At 68.8% G+C, this 17,083-nt stretch carries 15 protein-coding genes; 5 read left to right on the forward strand and 10 right to left on the reverse strand.

All coding sequences use genetic code 11. From position 1 onward, the window contains the following. Window positions 1-1,186, forward strand: a 1,186-nt coding sequence (locus H3O04_RS25295; RefSeq protein WP_202588670.1) for an aminotransferase-like domain-containing protein, incomplete at its 5' end; no start/stop codon positions are given. 58 nt (window positions 1,187-1,244) lie between these two features. Here H3O04_RS25295 and H3O04_RS25300 read toward each other — a convergent pair. Further along, window positions 1,245-2,486 carry a mechanosensitive ion channel family protein gene (locus H3O04_RS25300; protein WP_202588671.1) on the reverse strand — a complete coding sequence of 414 codons (1,242 nt, stop codon included), beginning with the start codon at window positions 2,484-2,486 and terminating at the stop codon, window positions 1,245-1,247. A gap of 464 nt (window positions 2,487-2,950) precedes the next feature. Between H3O04_RS25300 and H3O04_RS25305 the strand changes: the two genes are divergently transcribed. Beyond that, window positions 2,951-4,669, forward strand: coding sequence for a SulP family inorganic anion transporter (locus H3O04_RS25305; RefSeq protein ID WP_202588672.1), 1,719 nt, complete (start codon window positions 2,951-2,953; stop codon window positions 4,667-4,669). A gap of 12 nt (window positions 4,670-4,681) precedes the next feature. Here H3O04_RS25305 and H3O04_RS25310 read toward each other — a convergent pair whose 3' ends face one another. Next, a complete protein-coding gene (locus H3O04_RS25310; protein WP_202588673.1) occupies window positions 4,682-5,557 on the reverse strand; it encodes a LysR substrate-binding domain-containing protein in 876 nt (291 codons plus the stop codon). A gap of 42 nt (window positions 5,558-5,599) precedes the next feature. Here H3O04_RS25310 and H3O04_RS25315 point away from each other — a divergent pair, with 42 nt between their 5' ends. Then, complete coding sequence (locus tag H3O04_RS25315) at window positions 5,600-6,253, forward strand: LysE family translocator (RefSeq protein WP_080289116.1); 654 nt, start codon at window positions 5,600-5,602, stop codon at window positions 6,251-6,253. A 69-nt stretch (window positions 6,254-6,322) separates the two neighbouring features. Here H3O04_RS25315 and H3O04_RS25320 read toward each other — a convergent pair whose 3' ends face one another. The 6 genes from H3O04_RS25320 to H3O04_RS36275 all read right to left on the reverse strand — a co-directional run bounded on the left by H3O04_RS25320 (window position 6,323) and on the right by H3O04_RS36275 (window position 10,738). Continuing rightward, the gene (locus tag H3O04_RS25320; protein WP_202588674.1) at window positions 6,323-7,750 is read right to left on the reverse strand and encodes a DHA2 family efflux MFS transporter permease subunit; all 1,428 of its coding nucleotides are present in this window, start codon (window positions 7,748-7,750) and stop codon (window positions 6,323-6,325) included. Beyond that, window positions 7,747-8,310 carry an isochorismatase family protein gene (locus H3O04_RS25325; RefSeq protein ID WP_202588675.1) on the reverse strand — a complete coding sequence of 188 codons (564 nt, stop codon included), beginning with the start codon at window positions 8,308-8,310 and terminating at the stop codon, window positions 7,747-7,749. Before H3O04_RS25325 ends, H3O04_RS25320 begins: the two co-directional genes overlap by 4 nt. 64 nt (window positions 8,311-8,374) lie before the next feature. After that, window positions 8,375-8,830, reverse strand: coding sequence for a MarR family winged helix-turn-helix transcriptional regulator (locus H3O04_RS25330; RefSeq protein WP_202588676.1), 456 nt, complete (start codon window positions 8,828-8,830; stop codon window positions 8,375-8,377). Between the two features lie 71 nt (window positions 8,831-8,901). Beyond that, window positions 8,902-9,135, reverse strand: a complete 234-nt coding sequence (locus H3O04_RS25335; protein ID WP_006478862.1) for a DUF7661 family protein — start codon at window positions 9,133-9,135, stop codon at window positions 8,902-8,904. Between the two features lie 44 nt (window positions 9,136-9,179). Beyond that, window positions 9,180-10,262 carry a serine hydrolase gene (locus H3O04_RS25340; protein WP_202588677.1) on the reverse strand — a complete coding sequence of 361 codons (1,083 nt, stop codon included), beginning with the start codon at window positions 10,260-10,262 and terminating at the stop codon, window positions 9,180-9,182. Between the two features lie 197 nt (window positions 10,263-10,459). Beyond that, window positions 10,460-10,738, reverse strand: a complete 279-nt coding sequence (locus H3O04_RS36275; protein ID WP_175767315.1) for a hypothetical protein — start codon at window positions 10,736-10,738, stop codon at window positions 10,460-10,462. A gap of 51 nt (window positions 10,739-10,789) precedes the next feature. On the opposite strand from H3O04_RS36275, the gene H3O04_RS25350 reads away from it, so the two are divergent. Together H3O04_RS25350 and H3O04_RS25355 are read left to right on the forward strand one after the other, a co-directional pair. Then, entirely contained in the window at window positions 10,790-11,665 is an 876-nt protein-coding gene (locus H3O04_RS25350; RefSeq protein ID WP_202588679.1) for a LysR family transcriptional regulator, read from the forward strand. Between the two features lie 71 nt (window positions 11,666-11,736). Next, window positions 11,737-12,021 carry a transcriptional regulator gene (locus H3O04_RS25355; protein ID WP_069231907.1) on the forward strand — a complete coding sequence of 95 codons (285 nt, stop codon included), beginning with the start codon at window positions 11,737-11,739 and terminating at the stop codon, window positions 12,019-12,021. A gap of 110 nt (window positions 12,022-12,131) precedes the next feature. On the opposite strand, the gene mgtA is transcribed toward H3O04_RS25355, so the two are convergent. Together mgtA and H3O04_RS25365 are read right to left on the reverse strand one after the other, a co-directional pair. Then, window positions 12,132-14,897: a magnesium-translocating P-type ATPase gene (gene mgtA / locus H3O04_RS25360; RefSeq protein WP_202588680.1), complete on the reverse strand. Its 2,766-nt coding sequence runs from the start codon at window positions 14,895-14,897 to the stop codon at window positions 12,132-12,134. A gap of 715 nt (window positions 14,898-15,612) precedes the next feature. Continuing rightward, a partial coding sequence (locus tag H3O04_RS25365; RefSeq protein ID WP_202588681.1) for a S8 family peptidase occupies window positions 15,613-17,083 on the reverse strand: 1,471 nt, incomplete at its 5' end.

Raw genomic sequence — 17,083 nt, forward strand, 5'->3', positions numbered from 1 at the left:
TGTCTCCGCGCCGGCCGCCGAGCCGTCGGCCGTGGACGTGAGCCGGCTCGTGCTGTCGACGCTGCGCTCGATCGCGCGCGACGACGCGGTGCCGCTCGGCTCGCCGTATCCCGACGCGTCGCAGTTTCCGGTGCAGCGCCTCGCGCGCTATGCGCAGGCGATCGGGCGGCGCCGCACGCGCTGGGGCGTGATCGACGACCTGCCGCCCGGCAACCAGGAGCTGATCCGCCAGATCGCGCGGCGCTATGCGGAGCGCGGGGTCGCGGTCGAGCCCGGCGAGATCGTGATGACGATCGGCGCGACCGAGGCGATCAACCTGTGCCTGCAGGCGGTCGCGAAACCGGGCGACACGATCGCGGTGGAGTCGCCGACCTTCTACGCGATGCTGCACGCGATCGAGCGGATGGGCATGCGTGCGCTGGAAGTCGCGACGCACCCGGGCGACGGCATCGATCTCGACGCGCTCGGGCGAATTCTCGCGAACGAGCGCATCGCGGCCTGCATGGTGATGCCGAACTTCCAGAATCCGCTCGGCTTCCAGATGCCCGATGCGCGCAAGCGCGCGCTGGTCGAACTGCTTGCGAAGCACGGCGTGCCGGCGATCGAGAGCGACGTCTATCACGAGCTGCACTTCGGCGATACGGCGCCGAGCGCGCTGAAGTCGTTCGATCGCGACGGGCTGGTGCTGCATTGCGCGTCGTTCACGAAGAGCCTGTCGCCGCGCTACCGGATCGGCTGGGCGATGCCGGGCCGTTACCGCGACCAGGTCGAGAAGCTGAAATTCCTGAATACGCTCGCGACGCCCGCGATCGAGCAACTCGCGATCGCCGAGTACCTGAAACACGACGGCTACGATTTTCACCTGCGGCGCATGCGCAAGCAGTATGCGCAGCAGGCGAGCCTGATGAGCGCGATGGTGCGGCGCTTCTTCCCGGAAGGCACGCGGCTGTCGCAGCCGCAGGGCGGGTACGTGCTGTGGGTCGAACTGCCGCCGCAGGTCGATGCGATGAAGCTGTACACGCTGGCGCTCGCGCAGCGGATCACGGTCGGGCCCGGGCACATGTTCTCGGCCGGTACCGATTACCGGCATTTCATCCGGCTCAACTACAGCTACCCGTGGTCGCGGCAGATCGAGGACGCGCTGAAGGTGCTGGGGCGGCTCGCGTCGGAGTGCGCGGCGCGCTGAGCGTTGCCGCCCGCCGGCAGGGCAGGCGGCGGCCGGCAGCCTGCCGCCGTGGCCGGTATCACGCCGCGCGCGGCGCCTGCCGCCCGGCTTGCGCGGCGTCGACCATCTGGCGCATGTCGAAGCCCGACGGATGCTGGTACACGCGCAGCCCGAACTCCGGCAGCACCGCGATCAGGTGGTCGAACAGGTCGGCCTGGATGGTCTCGTAGTCGACCCACGTCGTCGTGTCGGTGAAGCAGTACAGTTCGAGCGGAATGCCTTCGGCCGTGAGCGGCAGTTGCCGCGCCATGTTCGTCATGTCGCGGCGGATGCGCGGATGGCCCTTCAGGTAGTTCGCGACGTACGCGCGGAACGTGCCGAGATTCGTCAGCTGGCGGCGGTTCGCCGGGCAGTCGCCGGCCGCGCCGAGCGTGCCGTTCCATTGCTCGATCGCGTCGACCTTGTCCTCGAGATAGTCCTTCAGCAGCGTCAGGCGTTCGAGCCGTTCGATCTCGTCGTTCGTGAGAAAGTGCACGCTCGTTGCATCGATGAACAGTGCGCGCTTGATGCGGCGACCACCCGCTTCGGTCATGCCGCGCCAGTTCTGGTAGCTCTCGGTGATCAGTTTCCAGGTCGGCACCGTGATGATCGTGTGATCGAAGTTCGCGACCTTGACGGTGTTCAGCGTGATGTCGATGACCGTGCCATCCGCGCCGGCCGACGGCATCGTGATCCAGTCGCCGATCCGCAGCATGTCGTTCGACGACAGTTGCACGCCGGCGACGAGGCCGAGCAGCGTGTCCTTGAAGATCAGCATCAGCACCGCGGACATCGCACCGATGCCGGACAGCAGCAGGCCGATCTGCTTGCCGGTCGCATCGCCGATCACGACGAGCGTGGCCGTGATGAACATCACGAGTTTGACCAGCTGCATCGCGCCTTTCAGCGACAGGCGCGGCTGATCGCGTTGCGCGGTGCGGTGCGTGTGTTCGAGCGCGGACAGCGTCGCGCTGATGGTCATCGTCACGAGGAACACGATCAGCGCGAACAGCACCTTGTCGACCACCTGGGCGACCAGGCCGGGAATGCCGGACACCGCGCCGAGCCCGAGCTTGATCACGACGAACGGGACGATGCGGTTCAGCCATCTGAAGGCGCCGAATTCGAACAGCGCGTCGTCGACGCGCGTGGCGGACAGCCGCGCGAGCCGCGCGACCACGCGAAACAGCAGGAAGTGGACGACGGCGGTGATCGCGCCGGCGGCGGCGAGCAGGACGAGGATGCCGACGAGCGGCGCAAACCAGGATTCGTTCAGGGTCATAGAGGCGGACAGGGGCTTTCTCGTGCGTTGAATCGGCGCCGCGATGCGGCGCGCGCCCGATGAAGGGCACATGAAAGGGACCGTGATTGTGCCATCGGGTTCCGGACGCGTGCCGTGAAGACGGGGCGATCGGCTCCCGAATCGGCTCACCGTTGTGCAGGTGCCCTCTACATCAGGGTGAAGGCGAGCCGCGAATCGACATCACCGCAAGCCGGCGCGCGAGCCGGTGGCCGGACGCGTCGCCCGCCAGCATGCAATCGGCCGGAAACCATGACGGCAGGGCTTTGCGCTTCGCTACGCACGATCCGCGATCCATGCAATCATGCGGACGTCGCAGGCGTCGTCGGTGTGCTGCTCGCGTTGGCGTGCGGGCCTGTCTGGCCCGTCCGGCGACGGTGAGCGACACGCGACATCGTCGCGCACCCGTTCGTGGCCCCCGTCACTCGACCTCACGCATTTCACCCATGCAAGATTCCAACGAAAGCCGTCCGTCACGCGTGCGGCTGCTGAAAGGCATCCTCCCGGTCCGCCGGGCGGCGGCGATGCGCGACATCTTCGCGGGCATGTCGCTCGCGTCGATGGACATCCCGCAGGTGCTCGGCTACGCGCGCATCGCCGGCATGCCGGCCGTCACGGGGCTCTACACGGTGTTCCTGCCGCTCGTTGCGTTCGCGTGCTTCGGCGCGTCGCGCCATCTCGTGGTCGCCGCCGATTCCGCGACCGCGACGATTTTCGCGAGCCGGCTGTCGTCGATGGCGCCGGCCGGCAGCGCCGACTATGCGGCGCTGGCCGGCATGGTCGCGTTGCTGACCGCCGCGATGCTGCTGCTCGCGCGTATCTTCAAGCTCGGTTTTCTCGCCGATTTCCTGTCGCGCACGGTGCTGGTCGGCTTCCTCGCCGGTGTCGGCGTGCAGGTATCGATCGCGATGCTCGGCGACATGCTCGGCCTGTCCGTGCCGTACCCGGCGTCGCGCAGCCTCGCGCAACTCGACTACGTCGTCACGCACCTGGTTCACGCGCGCCGGCCGACGCTCGCGCTCGCGGCGCTCGTCGTCGGCGCGATTCTCGCGTGCAAGCGGTTTCTGCCGCGGGTGCCGATGCCGATGATCGCGGTGGCGGGCAGCATCGCCGCGAGCGCGGCGTTCGGCTTCGCCGCGCATGGCATCGCGGTACTCGGGCCCGTGGCGGGCGGCCTGCCGCCGCTGCGCTGGCCGTCGGTCACGTGGCAGCAGTTCCTCGATCTCGTGCCGGTCGCCGCTTCGTGCTTCGTGATGATCATCGCGCAGAGCGCGGCCGCCGCGCGCGTGTTCGCGCAGCAGTACGGCGAGGACGTCGACACCAACGCCGACATCCTCGGGCTCGCGGCCGCGAATGCGGCGGCGGCGCTCGGCGGCGCGTTCGTCGTCAACGGCAGCCCGACGCAGACGGCGATGGCCGACGGCGCGGGCGTGCGCAGCCAGGTCGGGCATCTCGCGTTCGCCGCCGTCGTGGGCATCGTGCTGCTGTTCTTCAGCCCGTATTTGCAGTATCTGCCGCATGCGGTGCTGGCCGGCATCGTGTTCACGATCGCGCTCGGGCTGATCAACGTGCGCAGCCTCGCGGCGATCCGCGAGGAAAGCCCCGGCGAATTCACGCTCGCGCTGATCACGGCCGCGGCCGTCGTGACGCTCGGCGTCGAGCAGGGCATCCTGCTGGCGGTCGCGCTGTCGCTGATGCGGCACGTGCGCCACAGCTACCAGCCGCACACGATGGTGCTCGAACCGGTCGCCGGCAACGGGCGCTGGCAGCCGGTGCCGACGAGGCGCGGCGCGATGACGGCGCCCGGGTTGATCGTCTACCGGTTCGGCGCCGACCTGTTCTTCGCGAACGATCACCTGTTCGCTGCCGAAGTGACCGAACTCGTCGACGCGGCACCGGTGCCGCCGCGCTGGTTCGTCGTCGACGCGGGCGCGATCACCGATGTCGACTATTCGGCCGCGCGGACCTTGGCCGATCTCGTCAGGGCGCTGCATGCGCGCGGGATCGGCGTGCTGTTCGGGCGCGTGAACCGCTATCTGCGTGCGGACATGGATCGTCACGGGATCACCGAGGTGGTCGGCGCGTCGTGCATCTTCGCCACGCTGCATCAGGCGCTGGAGGCGGCGGGCACGATGCCTGCGCCGCAGGAGCCGGGCACGGTGTAGCGCGATGCGGCGCTACGCGAGCGCGCGCAGGCGCGCGAAACCGTTGCGCAGGTAGCGGGCCAGTTCCGTCGCGGCCGCCGTGTGCTGGCCGCGCGGCACATGCAGGTTGATCGAGAAATTCGGCAGGGCGGGCAGGCCGCCGCCGGCCGGCAGGATCTCGAGGTCGGGCGGCACGGTGGACGCGAGCCAGACGGTCACGGCGAGATCGGCGCGCACGGTCGCGGCCGTGGCATCGAAACTGCCGTTCTCGAACACGGTGCGCCACGGGCGATCGCAGCCGCGCAGTGCGTCGAGCACCGTTGGGCGAAATGCGCAGGTCTGCGCGACCATCGATACCGGCAGCGGCGAGTGCCGGTGCGCGGTGCCGCCTTTCGCGCCGACCCAGACCAGCCGGTCGACGGCGATGCACTCGCCGCGCGACGACCCGACCGGGGCCTCGATCAGCGCGACGTCCAGGTTGCCGTGCGTGAGCCCGCGCCGCAGCTCCGGTGACGCCGCGCACACGAGCGTGAGCGCGACCTGCGGATGCGCGTGGGTATAGCTTTTCAGGATCGGCGCGAGACAGGTGCCGACCAGATCCTGCGGCGCACCGATACGCACCGTGCCTTCCACCGCGCCGGCGGTCAGTTCGGCGAGCAGCGCATCGTGGGCGGCGAGCAGCCGTCGCGCCTGTTCGAGCAGCCGCTCGCCGGCCGCCGTCAGCAGCAGGTTGCGATGCTCGCGGACGAACAGCGGGCCGGACAGCATTTCGAGCCGCGCGACCTGCTGGCTGATCGCGCCTTGCGTCAGGTGCAGCGCGTGGCCGGCCGCCGTCATGCTGCGATGATCGGCGACCGAGACGAATGCGCGCAGCAGCGCGAGGTCGAGATTGCGTGTCATGCGTCGCATTATGATCGCTAATGGCAGGCATCAAAAGGTTTCGCTGTCGTAATGCAAGGATCGCAGGTAAAAACGGGGCTTCGATCACGACGACCGGGAGCCCTCGTGCCGCTTCACGACTATCTGCCGCTGATGCTGTTCGTGATCGTGTCCACCGTGACGCCGGGTGGCGCGACGACGCTGGCGACCGCATCGGGCGCCCATTTCGGCTATCGGCGTTCGCTGCCGCTGATGGCGGGCATCGCCGCGGGCCTGGCGTCGATGGCGGCGGCGGCCGCCGCCGGGCTCGGCAGTGTGCTGCTCGCGCTGCCCGCGTTGCAGTTCCTGATGAAGGCGGTCGGCTCGGCGTACCTGATATGGCTGGCGTTGCGCATCGGCCGTGGCGGCAAGCCGCGGCTCGATGTCGACGTGCACCGGCCGCAAGGGTTCGTCAGCGGCGTGTGGATGCTGTGGCACAACCCGAAAGGCTGGGCGATGACGCTCGGTGCGGCCGCGTCGTTCGCGGCGCTCGCGTCGGGGCCGGCGCGGCTCGGCGTGCTGCTCGGTTTTGCATTCGGCGTGGCGGCGATGGCGTCGTTGTCGCTGTGGTGTTTCGCCGGGCTGCTGTTCGCACGCGTGTTGCGCACGGAGCGGCAATGGCGCTGCCTGAATGCGGGGCTCGGCGTGCTGCTGGTGGCGTCGATCGTGCCGATGTGGCTACCGTAGCGGGAGGCCGCGCACGCGGTGCGGCGCGGCCCGGGTTCAGCGCGAACCGGCCGGTGCGTTGCCGGTTCGTCAGTCGCCGCCGCCTGCACCGGCCGAGCGCAACGGCAGCCGCAGCGTCGTCGCGAAGCTCGCCGCATGCAGCGCGCACAGCAGGCCGAACGCCCACGCATACGCGACGGCCGGCGTGCCGCCGGCCGACGCTGCTTCGGCCTGCAGCCGCCACGCGAGGAACAGCGTGCATAGCGTGGTGAACGTCGGGCCGCCGAGCCGCTGCACGATATTGAGCGACGTGGTCGCCATCGGCAGGTCGCGGCGTTCGACCGATGCATACGCGGCGGCGATCGACGGCGCGCCGATCGCACTCTGGCCCATGCCGCGCAGAAACAGCGCCGGGACGAGCACGCGCGGATCGTAGCCGGTCAGCGCGAGGAACACGAGCGGCAGCGTGGCGACGAGTGCGAGCAACGCACCGGCGGCGGCCAGCCGGCGTACGCCGAACCGGCTCGTCAGCGCGCCCATCGACGGATAGGTGACGAGCATGCCGAGCCCGAGCGGCGCGAGCAGCCAGCCCATCTCGCCCGGCGAGCGCCCGCATGCCTGGATCAGGAACACCGGAATCAGCATCTGGCCTGCATATAGCGCGCCGTTCGACAGGAACTGCGTGCCGGCTGCCGCACCGAACACGCGCGAGCGAAACAGCGCGAGATCGATCAGCGCATGTTCGCGCTGGCGGCGCTCGACGCGCAGGAACGCGACGAGCAGCAGCGCCGAACCCGCGACCGCCGCGATGCCGGGCACCGAGCCGATCCGCTCGACGCCGTACAGGAACAGCACGAGGCCCGGCGACAGCAACGCGAGGCCGATCCAGTCGAGTTCGCGCCGTGGCGCATCGTCCCGGTCGCCAGGCAGGAAGCGCGCGGCCAGTGCGAGCGCGAGCGCGCCGACGGGCAGGTTCACCAGAAACAGCCAGCGCCACGACGCGTGCTGCAGGATCGCGCCGGCCACGACCGGGCCGAGGATCGGCGCGAGCAGCACCGGTACCGCCGCATAGCCGATCACGCGCGCCATCTGCCGACCGGCGACGCGCGCGATCATCATCTGCGCCATCGGCGCGAGCAAGCCGCCGCTGACGCCTTGCAACACGCGGAACGCGATCAGCGACGGCGCGGACCATGCGAGCCCGCACAGCGCCGACGTGAGCGTGAACGCCGAGAAGCACCACAGGTACAGCGCCTTCGCGCCGATGCGGTCGACGAGCCAGCCGCTCAGCGGCAGCACCAGCGTCAGTGCGAGCAGGTAGCCGCTCGTGACCCACTGGATCGTCGCCAGGCTGGCATGCAGATCGGTCGCGAGGCTCGACAGCGACACGTTGACGATCGTCGCGTCGAGCTGCGACAGCAGCGAACCGAGCGTCGCGACCGCGCTGACTTTCCAGATCGTCGGGTCGAGCCGGCCGGCCGCACGGCCCGGCGCCGGCTGGATGCGTGGGTCGTTCACGCGCCGCGCCGGTCGAGCAGCGCGACGATGTCCTGCGTCGTACCGATCTCGCCGAGGCGCGGGAACAGCCGCTCGATGCTGTTGACGTGCGCATCCGCGTTGAGGTCGGTCATCGCGTCGACGGCGAGCGTCACGTTGTAGCCGAGCTCGTAGGCCTGCCGCGCGGTCGATTCGACGCCGATGCTCGTCGCGACGCCGGTCAGCACGATCTGCGTGACGCCGGCTGCCTTCAGGTGTGCGTCGAGACCGGTGCCGGTGAAGGCGCCCCAGGTCCGCTTCGTCACGACGTGGTCGCCCGGCTGGCGGTTCAGTTCGGGCACGAGTTCGGTCCAGTCGGCCGGAAGCTGCGCGGTGCGCGGCGCTTGCTCGGTGCGGCCCGGTGCGCCGCCCGCGACGTTGACCAGCACGACCGGCAGGCCGCGGCTGCGGAACGCGTCGAGCAGTTCGCGGGTGCGGGCGATCACCGGCGCGACCGGGTGCGCGGTGGGGAGGGCGACGATGCCTTTCTGCAGGTCGATGACGACCAGCGCCGTGTTCGTGTCGAGACGCGTTGCGCTCATGATGGGCTCCGGGGAAAAGGGCAAGGAAAGCCGGCGCGTATGCAGTGCGGCGCGCCGGCCGGGTTCATTGCTCGCCGATGCGGCGGATCAGCGGGATGGCCGCGGCGAGCGTGTCGATGTCTTGCGGATCGAGTTTCTCGATCGCGGCGCCGAGCCACTGGTGTTTCGCGGCGTTGCGCTTGCGCCGTGCGGCGAGGCCGGCGGCGGTGAGTTTGAACAGGATCTGGCGGCCGTCGGTCGGATGGGGCTCGCGCTCGACGAGTGCGTCTTCCTCGAGGCTCGCGAGGATCGTCTTCATCGATTGCGGCTTCATCGCTTCGGCGCGCGCGAGATCGGCGGTCGTCATCGGCCCGTACCGTTCGAGCCGCGCGAGCGCGCTCGTCTGCGACATGCCGAGCCCTTCGGAATCGACCTCGGAGCGCAGCCGGCGGATGAGCTGGCCGACCGCGAGGGTCAGGTCGGCGGCGACGGTTTCGGCGGAAACGCCGGGTTTGCGTGGCGGGTTCATGCGCCGAATCATAGAACAAGACAGTTAAACTTGCAAGTTTAACTGTCGAATTGATCGCCGGCTGGTGGCGCTGCCCGGTGCGATTACGTGCGTCGATGCGCGACCGGTACGACTTCGCTGTATCGCGGAGTCGCGTTTTCGTGCAGCAGATCGCCGAGGTACTGGCCAAGTTCGTCCGCGCTGAGCGAGGACGGAATCTGCAGATTGGCCGGGCGCCGCTTGCCTTCGGCGCCGAGATCGAACACGGCCCAGCGACCGTCCGTGCGCACCACGGCGAGCAGCCGACCGAACGCGTTGAAGCGGTATTCGTCCTGCATGGCGTCGCTCCCGTCGCGTGAGCTCGCCGGCTGCCCGTGTCCGTCTACTGGATCGAACAGGACAGCCAGCGATGGATTTTGATTGCGTCGCTCGATACGCCGGCACGCGTCGCCGCGCCGAGCAGCACGACCGTTTCCCGGCGGCCTTTCACGCGCATGCGCATCACGACGCCGTGCCCCGATTCGTTGATGAAGCCGGTTTTCTGCAGCCGGATCGGCAGGCGGCGGTAGCGTACGAGCGGGTCGGAATTCACGTACACGAGTTCACCGTCGCCGGGGCGCACGGTGGTCGACAGATCGGTCGAGAAATAGCGGATCAGCGGATCTTGCGCGGCCGCGCCGACGAGCCGCGCGAGATCTTCCGCCGTCGACACGTTGTGCGGCGACAGGCCGGTCGGCTCACGGAAGTGCGTATGTCGCATACCGAGCCGGCGCGCTTCGCGGTTCATCGCCTTGACGAACGCGGCGCGCCCGCCCGGATAGTCGCGGCTCAGCGCGGCGGCCGCGCGGTTCTCCGACGACATCAGCGCGATATGGAACATCTCGCGGCGCGACAGTTCCGAGCCGACCTGCAGGCGCGAAGCGGTGAACTTGATCGTGTCGCGATCGCGCGCGGTCACGCGCAGCACGCCGTTCAGCGGACGATCGGCATCGCGCGCGACGACAGCCGTCATCAGTTTCGAGATCGAGGCGATCGGCCGCACGGTGCGTGCGTTGCGCGCCAGCAGCGGGGTGCCGGAATCGACGTCGAGCACGTAGGCCGCGCGCGAATGCAGCGAACCGACCGCGCGCGGGGTGTAGCCGCAACTGGCGAGCAATTTCGGTTTCGCGGGCGGGCGTGGCCGCACGGCGGTCGTGCGTTTCGCGCGCCGCGGCTGCGGCGCGGGTGCCGCGTGGCGTTTGGCTGCCTGATGCGTCACGCGCGAGCGGCGATGCTTGACGGCCTTTTTCTTGCGATGGGGTTTCTTCTTGACGGCCTTCGTATGGGCATGCGGTTGCGCATGGGCGGCGCGATGCGGCTGCACGCGTTGCGCGGACGCATTCGTGGCGAATGCGAGCAGCAGGAACGACAGGGCGAGGATCAGGGTGGTCCGGGCGCGAGGCAGGCGCGCGATGAGGCCGGTCAAGCGAAAGTCTCCTTTTCACGCGCGATGCGGCTGCGCGGAATGCGTGGGCGGTCAGCGGGTGCGGGAAATTATACGGTCGATCGCTGGGCGATGACGATCGGATGACGCGCAATGACGCGTGATACGGGAGGATTTCGGTCGTTTTCGCGCCGCCGGGCAGCGGTGCGGGTGGGGAGAAAGGCGGGCGGGTGCGCGGTTCAGCGCGGCCAGTTCCGCCGCGATACGACCGCGAAACTGATCGCGATCGAACCGGTCACCACGCGTGGCGGCGCGTCTTCCAGCGCATCGCCGAAGCGAAAGCGGCGGCTGCGCCCGTCCGTGCGTTCGGCACGACGTTTCGGCGCGCGGGTATCGGCGGCAACCGCGCATGCGTTTGCACCCGCGACATCGCATGGTGATTCGGCCACGCAGTCGGCCGCTGGATCGAGGGACATGAAGGTGAATTCCGGGAAGGGCATGTCCGTATTGAACGCCATTGCGTTCGATCGGTAAAATGAATATTTCGATCATTACGATTCCGTTGAAGAATGGAACTGAAACTGCTGCGCACGTTCCTGACGGTCACTGAGCTGTGCCATTTCAGCCGCGCGGCCGATGCGCTGCACATGAGCCAGCCTGCGCTCAGCAAGCAGATCGGCGCGCTGGAGGCAAGCCTCGGCGGCAAGCTGTTCGAGCGCGGCCGGCATGGCGCGGAGCTGACGCCGTTCGGCGAACGCTTCCTGCCCGACGCGCAGGCGCTGGTGCGCGATGCCGACGAAATCCTGGCGCGTGCGCGGGAAGCGACCAGTGGCCAGCGCGGGCATTTGCGGCTCGGCATCTGCCTGTCCGTGCTGACGCTCGTGCCGAAGCTGATCGCCGAGTTCCGCCGTTGCAATCCGGGTATCGCGGTGACGCTGAGCGATCTGTCGTCGTCCGAACAGACGCGCCGGCTGCGCGCCGGCAAGCTCGACGCCGGTTTCCTGCGCCTGCCCGCCGACGACGGCTTGTCGTCGTTCAAGGTGACCGACGAAGCGCTCGGGCTTGCCGTACCGCCGCACCTGGGCTTCAAGCGCGTGCCGGCCAACCTCGACGTGCTCAACGAGATCGGCTTCATCGCGCTGCAGCGTGCGCGCGGCCCGGGGCTGGCCGCGCAGATCGACCGGTGGTGCGTCGAGCGCCGCTTCGTGCCGCACGTGATGCAGCAGGCGGAGGACGTGCAATCGGTGCTGACCTCGGTCGCGGCCGGCGTCGGTGTCGCGTTCATCCCGTCGAGCGCGCGGTACCTGCTGCGCGACGCGACGGTGCTGCCGCTTGACGGCCGTGACGCGAAGTGGCGCGTGGGGCTCGCGTGGCGGTCCGAACGCGACGAGCCCGTCACCGCGCGTTTCGTGTCGTTCATGCGCAGCGCGCTCAAGGGCGCGTGACGCGGCGTATAGTGTCCGCGAGCGTTTTCTCCCTGCATGCCGGCGCGACGCCGGCCGACGAACCCGAACCGATGACTTCCGACACCGACGAATCCCCGCTCGATCCCGCACTCGTCGCCACGCTCGCGACGCTGAACGAAGCCGCCAGCGATCCGGCCGGCAAGACGTGGTCGCTGCCGAAGATCGCGAAGCGCGCGCAGCTGCCGATGAGCACGCTGCGCCGCGTGCTGACGCAGCTCGACGCCGCCGGCCTGAGCGCGACGACGCTGAACGAGGACGGTACCGGCAGCGCCGCGCTGACCGACGAAGGGCGCGCGGTGTGCGCGCAGCTGTTCGGCGCGAACGATGCTGAATGAAAAACGGGCCGCTGATGCGGCCCGTTGCATGGGCGTGGCTCGATGCGCACGCCGCGCCGGCCCGCTCGGCGTTCGCGAGCACGGGCCGGCGCATCGTCATCCGATCGCCATCAGAACCACTGCTTGTAGCGACGCACGTAGACCGTCTTGACGATCTGCGCGAGCACGATGTAGCCGACCATCGTCGCGGCGAGCCACAGCCAGTAGGTGCCGGGCAGGTGCATGAAGCCGATCGCCTCCGCGAACGGCGAGAACGGCAGCCAGCAGCCGATCGCGATCGCGGTGAAGGTCGACAGCAGCACCGGCAGCGACGCCGTGCTCTGCAGGAACGGGATCTTCTGCGTGCGCAGCAGATGCACGACGAGCGTCTGCGACACGAGGCTTTCGATGAACCAGCCCGAGTTCATCACGATCTGGCCGCTCGCGCCGCCGTTCAGGTGATACAGCGCGCCCGCACCGAACACGGTCCACATCAGGATGTACGTCGTGATGTCGAACACCGACGACGTCGGCCCGACCCACAGCATGAAGCGGCTGATGTTGCCGGCTTCCCACTTGCGCGGCTTCTTCAGGAACTCGGGGTCCATCTTGTCCCACGGCAGCAGCATCTGCGACGTGTCGTAGATCAGGTTCAGCACGAGCAGTTGCGTCGCGAGCATCGGCTCCCACGGCAGGAACGCGCTGGCGACCAGCACCGAGAACACGTTGCCGAAGTTCGAGCTGGCCGTCATGTTCAGGTACTTCAGGATGTTGCCGAACGTTTCGCGGCCCTTGATCACGCCTTCCTCCAGCACCATCAGGCTCTTTTCGAGCAGGATGATGTCGGCGGTTTCCTTCGCGATGTCGGCGCCGCTGTCGACCGAGATGCCGACGTCCGCGTCGCGCAGCGCGGGCGCGTCGTTGATGCCGTCGCCGAGGAAGCCGACCGTGTGGCCGTTCGCCTGCAGCGCCTTGACGATGCGCGCCTTCTGCAGCGGCGTGAGCTTCGCGAACACGGTCGTGCGTTCGACCACCTGCGCGAGCGTCGCATCGTCGAGCGCTTCGATTTCCGTACCGAGCATCGGTTTGCCGGGTTCGAGGCCGACCTGGCGGCACACCTTCATCGTGACGGTCGGGTTGTCGCCCGTCAGCACCTTCACCGCGACGCCGTTCTCGCGCAGCGCGGCGAGCGCCGGCGCGGCCGATTCCTTCGGCGGATCTAGGAAGGTCAGGAAGCCGCGCACGACGAGATCGTGTTCGTCGGCGGTGCGGTATTGCGCGCGTTCTTCGCCGCGCGGGATCGTGCGCGTGGCGAGCACGAGCACGCGGAACCCGTCCTCGTTGTACGCGGTGGCCTGTTCGAGCAGCCGCTTGCGGGCCACGAAGTCGAGCGGACGCACGCCGTCTTCGTCCTGCACGTGCGTGGAGACGGCCAGCATTTCCTCGACCGCGCCCTTGCAGATCAGCAGGTGCGTGCCGCGCGTATCCTCGACGACGACCGACAGACGGCGCCGCACGAAGTCGAACGGCAGTTCGTCGATTTTCTTGTAGCCCTGCGGCTTCACGCGTTCGCCGATCTCGTCGGCGCGCGCGACGACCGCGATGTCGATCAGGTTCTTCTGGCCGCTCTGGTGGAAGCTGTTCAGCCAGCCGAGCCGCAGGATGTCCTCGTTCTTGTGGCCGGACAGGTCGAGGTGGTGTTCGAGGATGATCTTGTCCTGCGTGAGCGTGCCGGTCTTGTCGGTACACAGCACGTCCATCGCGCCGAAGTTCTGCACCGAGTTCAGCCGCTTGACGACGACCTTGCGGCGCGCCATCGCGACCGCGCCGCGCGCGAGGTTCGCGCTGACGATCATCGGCAGCATCTCGGGCGTGAGGCCCACGGCCACCGCGAGCGCGAACGTGAGTGCGCTCAGCCAGTCGCCCTTGGTCAGCCCGTTGATCATGAACACGATCGGCACCATCACGAACATGAACTTGATCAGCAGCCAGCTGACGCTCGCGACACCGCGGTCGAAGCTCGTCTCGATACGCTTGTGGCTCACGACGTTGCGCGCGAGCGAGCCGAAGTACGTGTCTTCGCCGGTCGCGACGACGACGGCCGTCGCCGTGCCGCTGACGACGTTGGTGCCCATGAAGCAGACGTTCTCGAGATCGAGCAGCGATGCCGGTGCGCCGTTGGCCGCGCCGGCCGCGTGCGTGCCCGCGGATTTGCCGGCCACCGCGCCGAGCGTGTCGTACTTCTCGACGGGCAGCGCCTCGCCGGTCAGCACGGCCTGGCTGATGAACAGGTCGCGCGACGCGAGCAGCCGCACGTCGGCGGGGATCATGTCGCCGGCGGAAAGATGCACGATGTCGCCGGTCACGACTTCGCGCATCGGCACCTCGCGGCGCGTCGGTTCCGACGTGTCGGTCATGGCGCGCTGCACGGTCGCGGTCGTGCGGACCATCGCCTTGAGCTTCTCGGCCGCGCGCAGCGACCGGAATTCCTGCACGAAGCGCAGCAGCGCGCTGATCGTGACCATCGTCAGCAGGATCGTCATGCCGACGTAGTCGCGATCGTCGGGCGCCGCGAAGTAGACGTCGGTGAAGAAGCTGATGGCGGCCAGCACCAGCAGCACGTAGACGAATGGGTTGTGGAACGACAGTAGCAACTGGCGGGTCCAGTGCGGCGGCTTGTCGTGCGCGATTTCGTTCGGGCCGTCGTGCTGCAGGCGGTCGGCGGCCTGGTCGTAGGTGAGGCCGCGCGTGCTGGTGTGCAGCGACTTCAGCGTGTCTTCGAGCGGGCGGGCCGCTTCCTGCGCGGCGCGCATGATGCGCGGGTCGTTCTGCTGGCCGGCGCCGGCCTTGATGAAGCCGCGCTGTTTCTTGTGCGAGGTGTTGTGTCGTGTCGTCATGAGTCGCTCCTTGCGCACGAGGCGGCGGGCGGGGAGCGGCCGTGACGTTATCGACGCACGAACGCTCCCCGCCGCGTCGCGTCAGGCGCGATCGGCTGTGGATCGGTAAAAGCGGGAACGCTCGCCGGCGCGCAGGATGCGCACGGCGTGTCGATGCGCAGCGTCGCACCGGCGAGCGGTAATCGACTACTGTCGTCTGAGTTCATCTGCACTCCTGTCGGTTGCGGAGAATCGGCGCGGGCGATCGGCGGCGGCGCGTGCAACGAGGCGCGCGGCCGGACGGCACGCGAACGGAGAGCGCACGCGGCTGGCGCCGCGCGCAACACGAACGCACACGCGCGACGGCGCGTCGCGTGCATTCGACAATATCGAAAATTCGGCGGGAGATCTGGCCCGTGGTCAGGCCGGAAGGGCGCCGCATCCTGCTTCCCGGGATGCGGCAGAAGACGAGGCTCTGCGCGTTTTCCTCAGGCAGCAGTCAAGTTGGCCAGGGACCAACTACAACTCGCATCGGTGTTCACAGAACACTCCATGTAACTAGACGGGGGCGATGGTAATGGCTCGCTGTGCGAAGCGTCAACCCTTTTGTCAGGCGTTATTTCGAGATGCGTGATCGAGGCGGCGCGCGCGTGCAGTCGCGCTCGATCGCCCGTCATGAAACGGCCGCGCGCCTGCGATGTCGGCAGGGGCGCGGCCGCGTCGAACGAGGTGCCGGTTACTGGTTCGCGGTCGCGACGGCGGCCCCCGCATCGAGGATGCCCGAGCCTGCCGGCAGCGCGGTGCACGACGTGCCGGCAGCCAGCTTCGCCGCGCGCGTGCCGCCTTGCAGCTTCTGCAGGATCTGCGCGGGCGTGAGGTTGCCGTTCACCGACAGCATCAGCGCGGCGACGCCCGTCACCTGCGGCGCCGCGAGGCTGGTGCCGTTCGCGGGGCCATAGGTGTCCGAGCCCGGCGTCGTCGTGCCGGTGTTCGACGTCGACAGGACGTTGACGCCCGGTGCGCTCAGCGCGACATCGGCGCCGAAGTTGCTGAACGATGCGCGGCGGCCCGTCGCGTCGGTCGCGCCGACGGTGATCACGCCGCGGCAGTTCGCGGGCTGGTCGAGCCCGGTCGACAGGCCGTCGTTGCCGGCCGCGACGACCACCGTCACGCCTTTCGCGGTCACGTCGTCGATCGCCTGCTGGAACGTCGTGCTGCATGCGCCGACCCCGCCGAGGCTCAGGTTGATGATCTTCGCGGGGTTCGGATTGTTCGGCACGCCATTGACGGGAATGCCGGCTGCCCAGCGCATGCCGTCGGCGATGTCGCTCGTCACGCCGCCGCACTTGCCGAGCACGCGCACCGGCAGGATCCGGCTGAGCCACGAGACGCCGGCGACGCCGGTGCCGTTGTTGGCGGTCGCGCCGATCACGCCCATCACGCGCGTGCCGTGCCAGCTGCTGTTGCTCGGCTGGCTGGCGCAGTGATAGTACGGGCCGTTGGCGTTGTCGAGTTCCTGCTGCGTGACCCAGTCGCCCGGATCGGTGGCGTCCGGGCCGCGCGTCAGGCCGTTGTTGCTGGTGTTGACGTTGCTGATGAAGCTGTAGCCTTGCTGGATCAGATTGCCGACGAGGTCGCCGTGCGGCCGGTAGCCGGTGTCGAGCACGGCGGTGACGACGGTCGGCGACCCCTTGGTGACGTTCCATGCGGGCGGCAGGTCGATGCCGGCGGCCGGGTCGGACAGGTACCACTGCTGGTTGTAGAGCGGGTCGCTCGGCGTGTCGCGGATCTGCATCGGGTGATCCGGTTCCGCGTAGTCCACGTCGCTGTCCGCCGCGAACGCCTGCGCGAGCGCGGCGGCATCGGTGGCGTCCATGCGCTGGCCGAGCGACAGCACGGCCGCGCCGTTCGAGATCGTGCGCTCGACCTGCACGTTCACCGGCGTTTGCGCGACCGTGCTCGCGTACGCGCGTGCGCTGCCGGTCACCGGCGCCGTCCAGCGCGTCATCGCGCGCTGGATCACCGCGTCGAATCGCGAGCCGTTGTCGATGGCCGCCATCGCGCGCGTGGCCGTCAGCGTTTTCAGCTTGACGATGAGGTGATCGACCGGCGGCTCGGCCGGCGCGGTCTGCGCGGCCATCTGCACGGCGGCCTGCTGCGACGTGCATGCATTGCCGCCGGACGACGCGGGCGGGGTGGTCGGGGCG

Origin of the sequence: Burkholderia sp. KCJ3K979, from assembly GCF_016759955.1 — a bacterium.
Taxonomy (GTDB): domain Bacteria; phylum Pseudomonadota; class Gammaproteobacteria; order Burkholderiales; family Burkholderiaceae; genus Burkholderia; species Burkholderia orbicola.

Excerpts from the sequence above, each read along its gene's own strand:
- H3O04_RS25325 (WP_202588675.1), bottom strand. The coding sequence starts at position 8,310 with ATGAGCGCAACGCGTCTCGACACGAACACGGCGCTGGTCGTCATCGAC.
- H3O04_RS36275 (WP_175767315.1), bottom strand. The coding sequence starts at position 10,738 with ATGGCGTTCAATACGGACATGCCCTTCCCGGAATTCACCTTCATGTCC.
- H3O04_RS25355 (WP_069231907.1), top strand. The coding sequence starts at position 11,737 with ATGACTTCCGACACCGACGAATCCCCGCTCGATCCCGCACTCGTCGCC.
- H3O04_RS25310 (WP_202588673.1), bottom strand. The coding sequence starts at position 5,557 with ATGCGACGCATGACACGCAATCTCGACCTCGCGCTGCTGCGCGCATTC.
- H3O04_RS25330 (WP_202588676.1), bottom strand. The coding sequence starts at position 8,830 with ATGATTCGGCGCATGAACCCGCCACGCAAACCCGGCGTTTCCGCCGAA.
- H3O04_RS25305 (WP_202588672.1), top strand. The coding sequence starts at position 2,951 with ATGCAAGATTCCAACGAAAGCCGTCCGTCACGCGTGCGGCTGCTGAAA.
- H3O04_RS25300 (WP_202588671.1), bottom strand. The coding sequence starts at position 2,486 with ATGACCCTGAACGAATCCTGGTTTGCGCCGCTCGTCGGCATCCTCGTC.
- H3O04_RS25335 (WP_006478862.1), bottom strand. The coding sequence starts at position 9,135 with ATGCAGGACGAATACCGCTTCAACGCGTTCGGTCGGCTGCTCGCCGTG.
- mgtA (WP_202588680.1), bottom strand. The coding sequence starts at position 14,897 with ATGACGACACGACACAACACCTCGCACAAGAAACAGCGCGGCTTCATC.
- H3O04_RS25315 (WP_080289116.1), top strand. The coding sequence starts at position 5,600 with ATGCAAGGATCGCAGGTAAAAACGGGGCTTCGATCACGACGACCGGGA.
- H3O04_RS25350 (WP_202588679.1), top strand. The coding sequence starts at position 10,790 with ATGGAACTGAAACTGCTGCGCACGTTCCTGACGGTCACTGAGCTGTGC.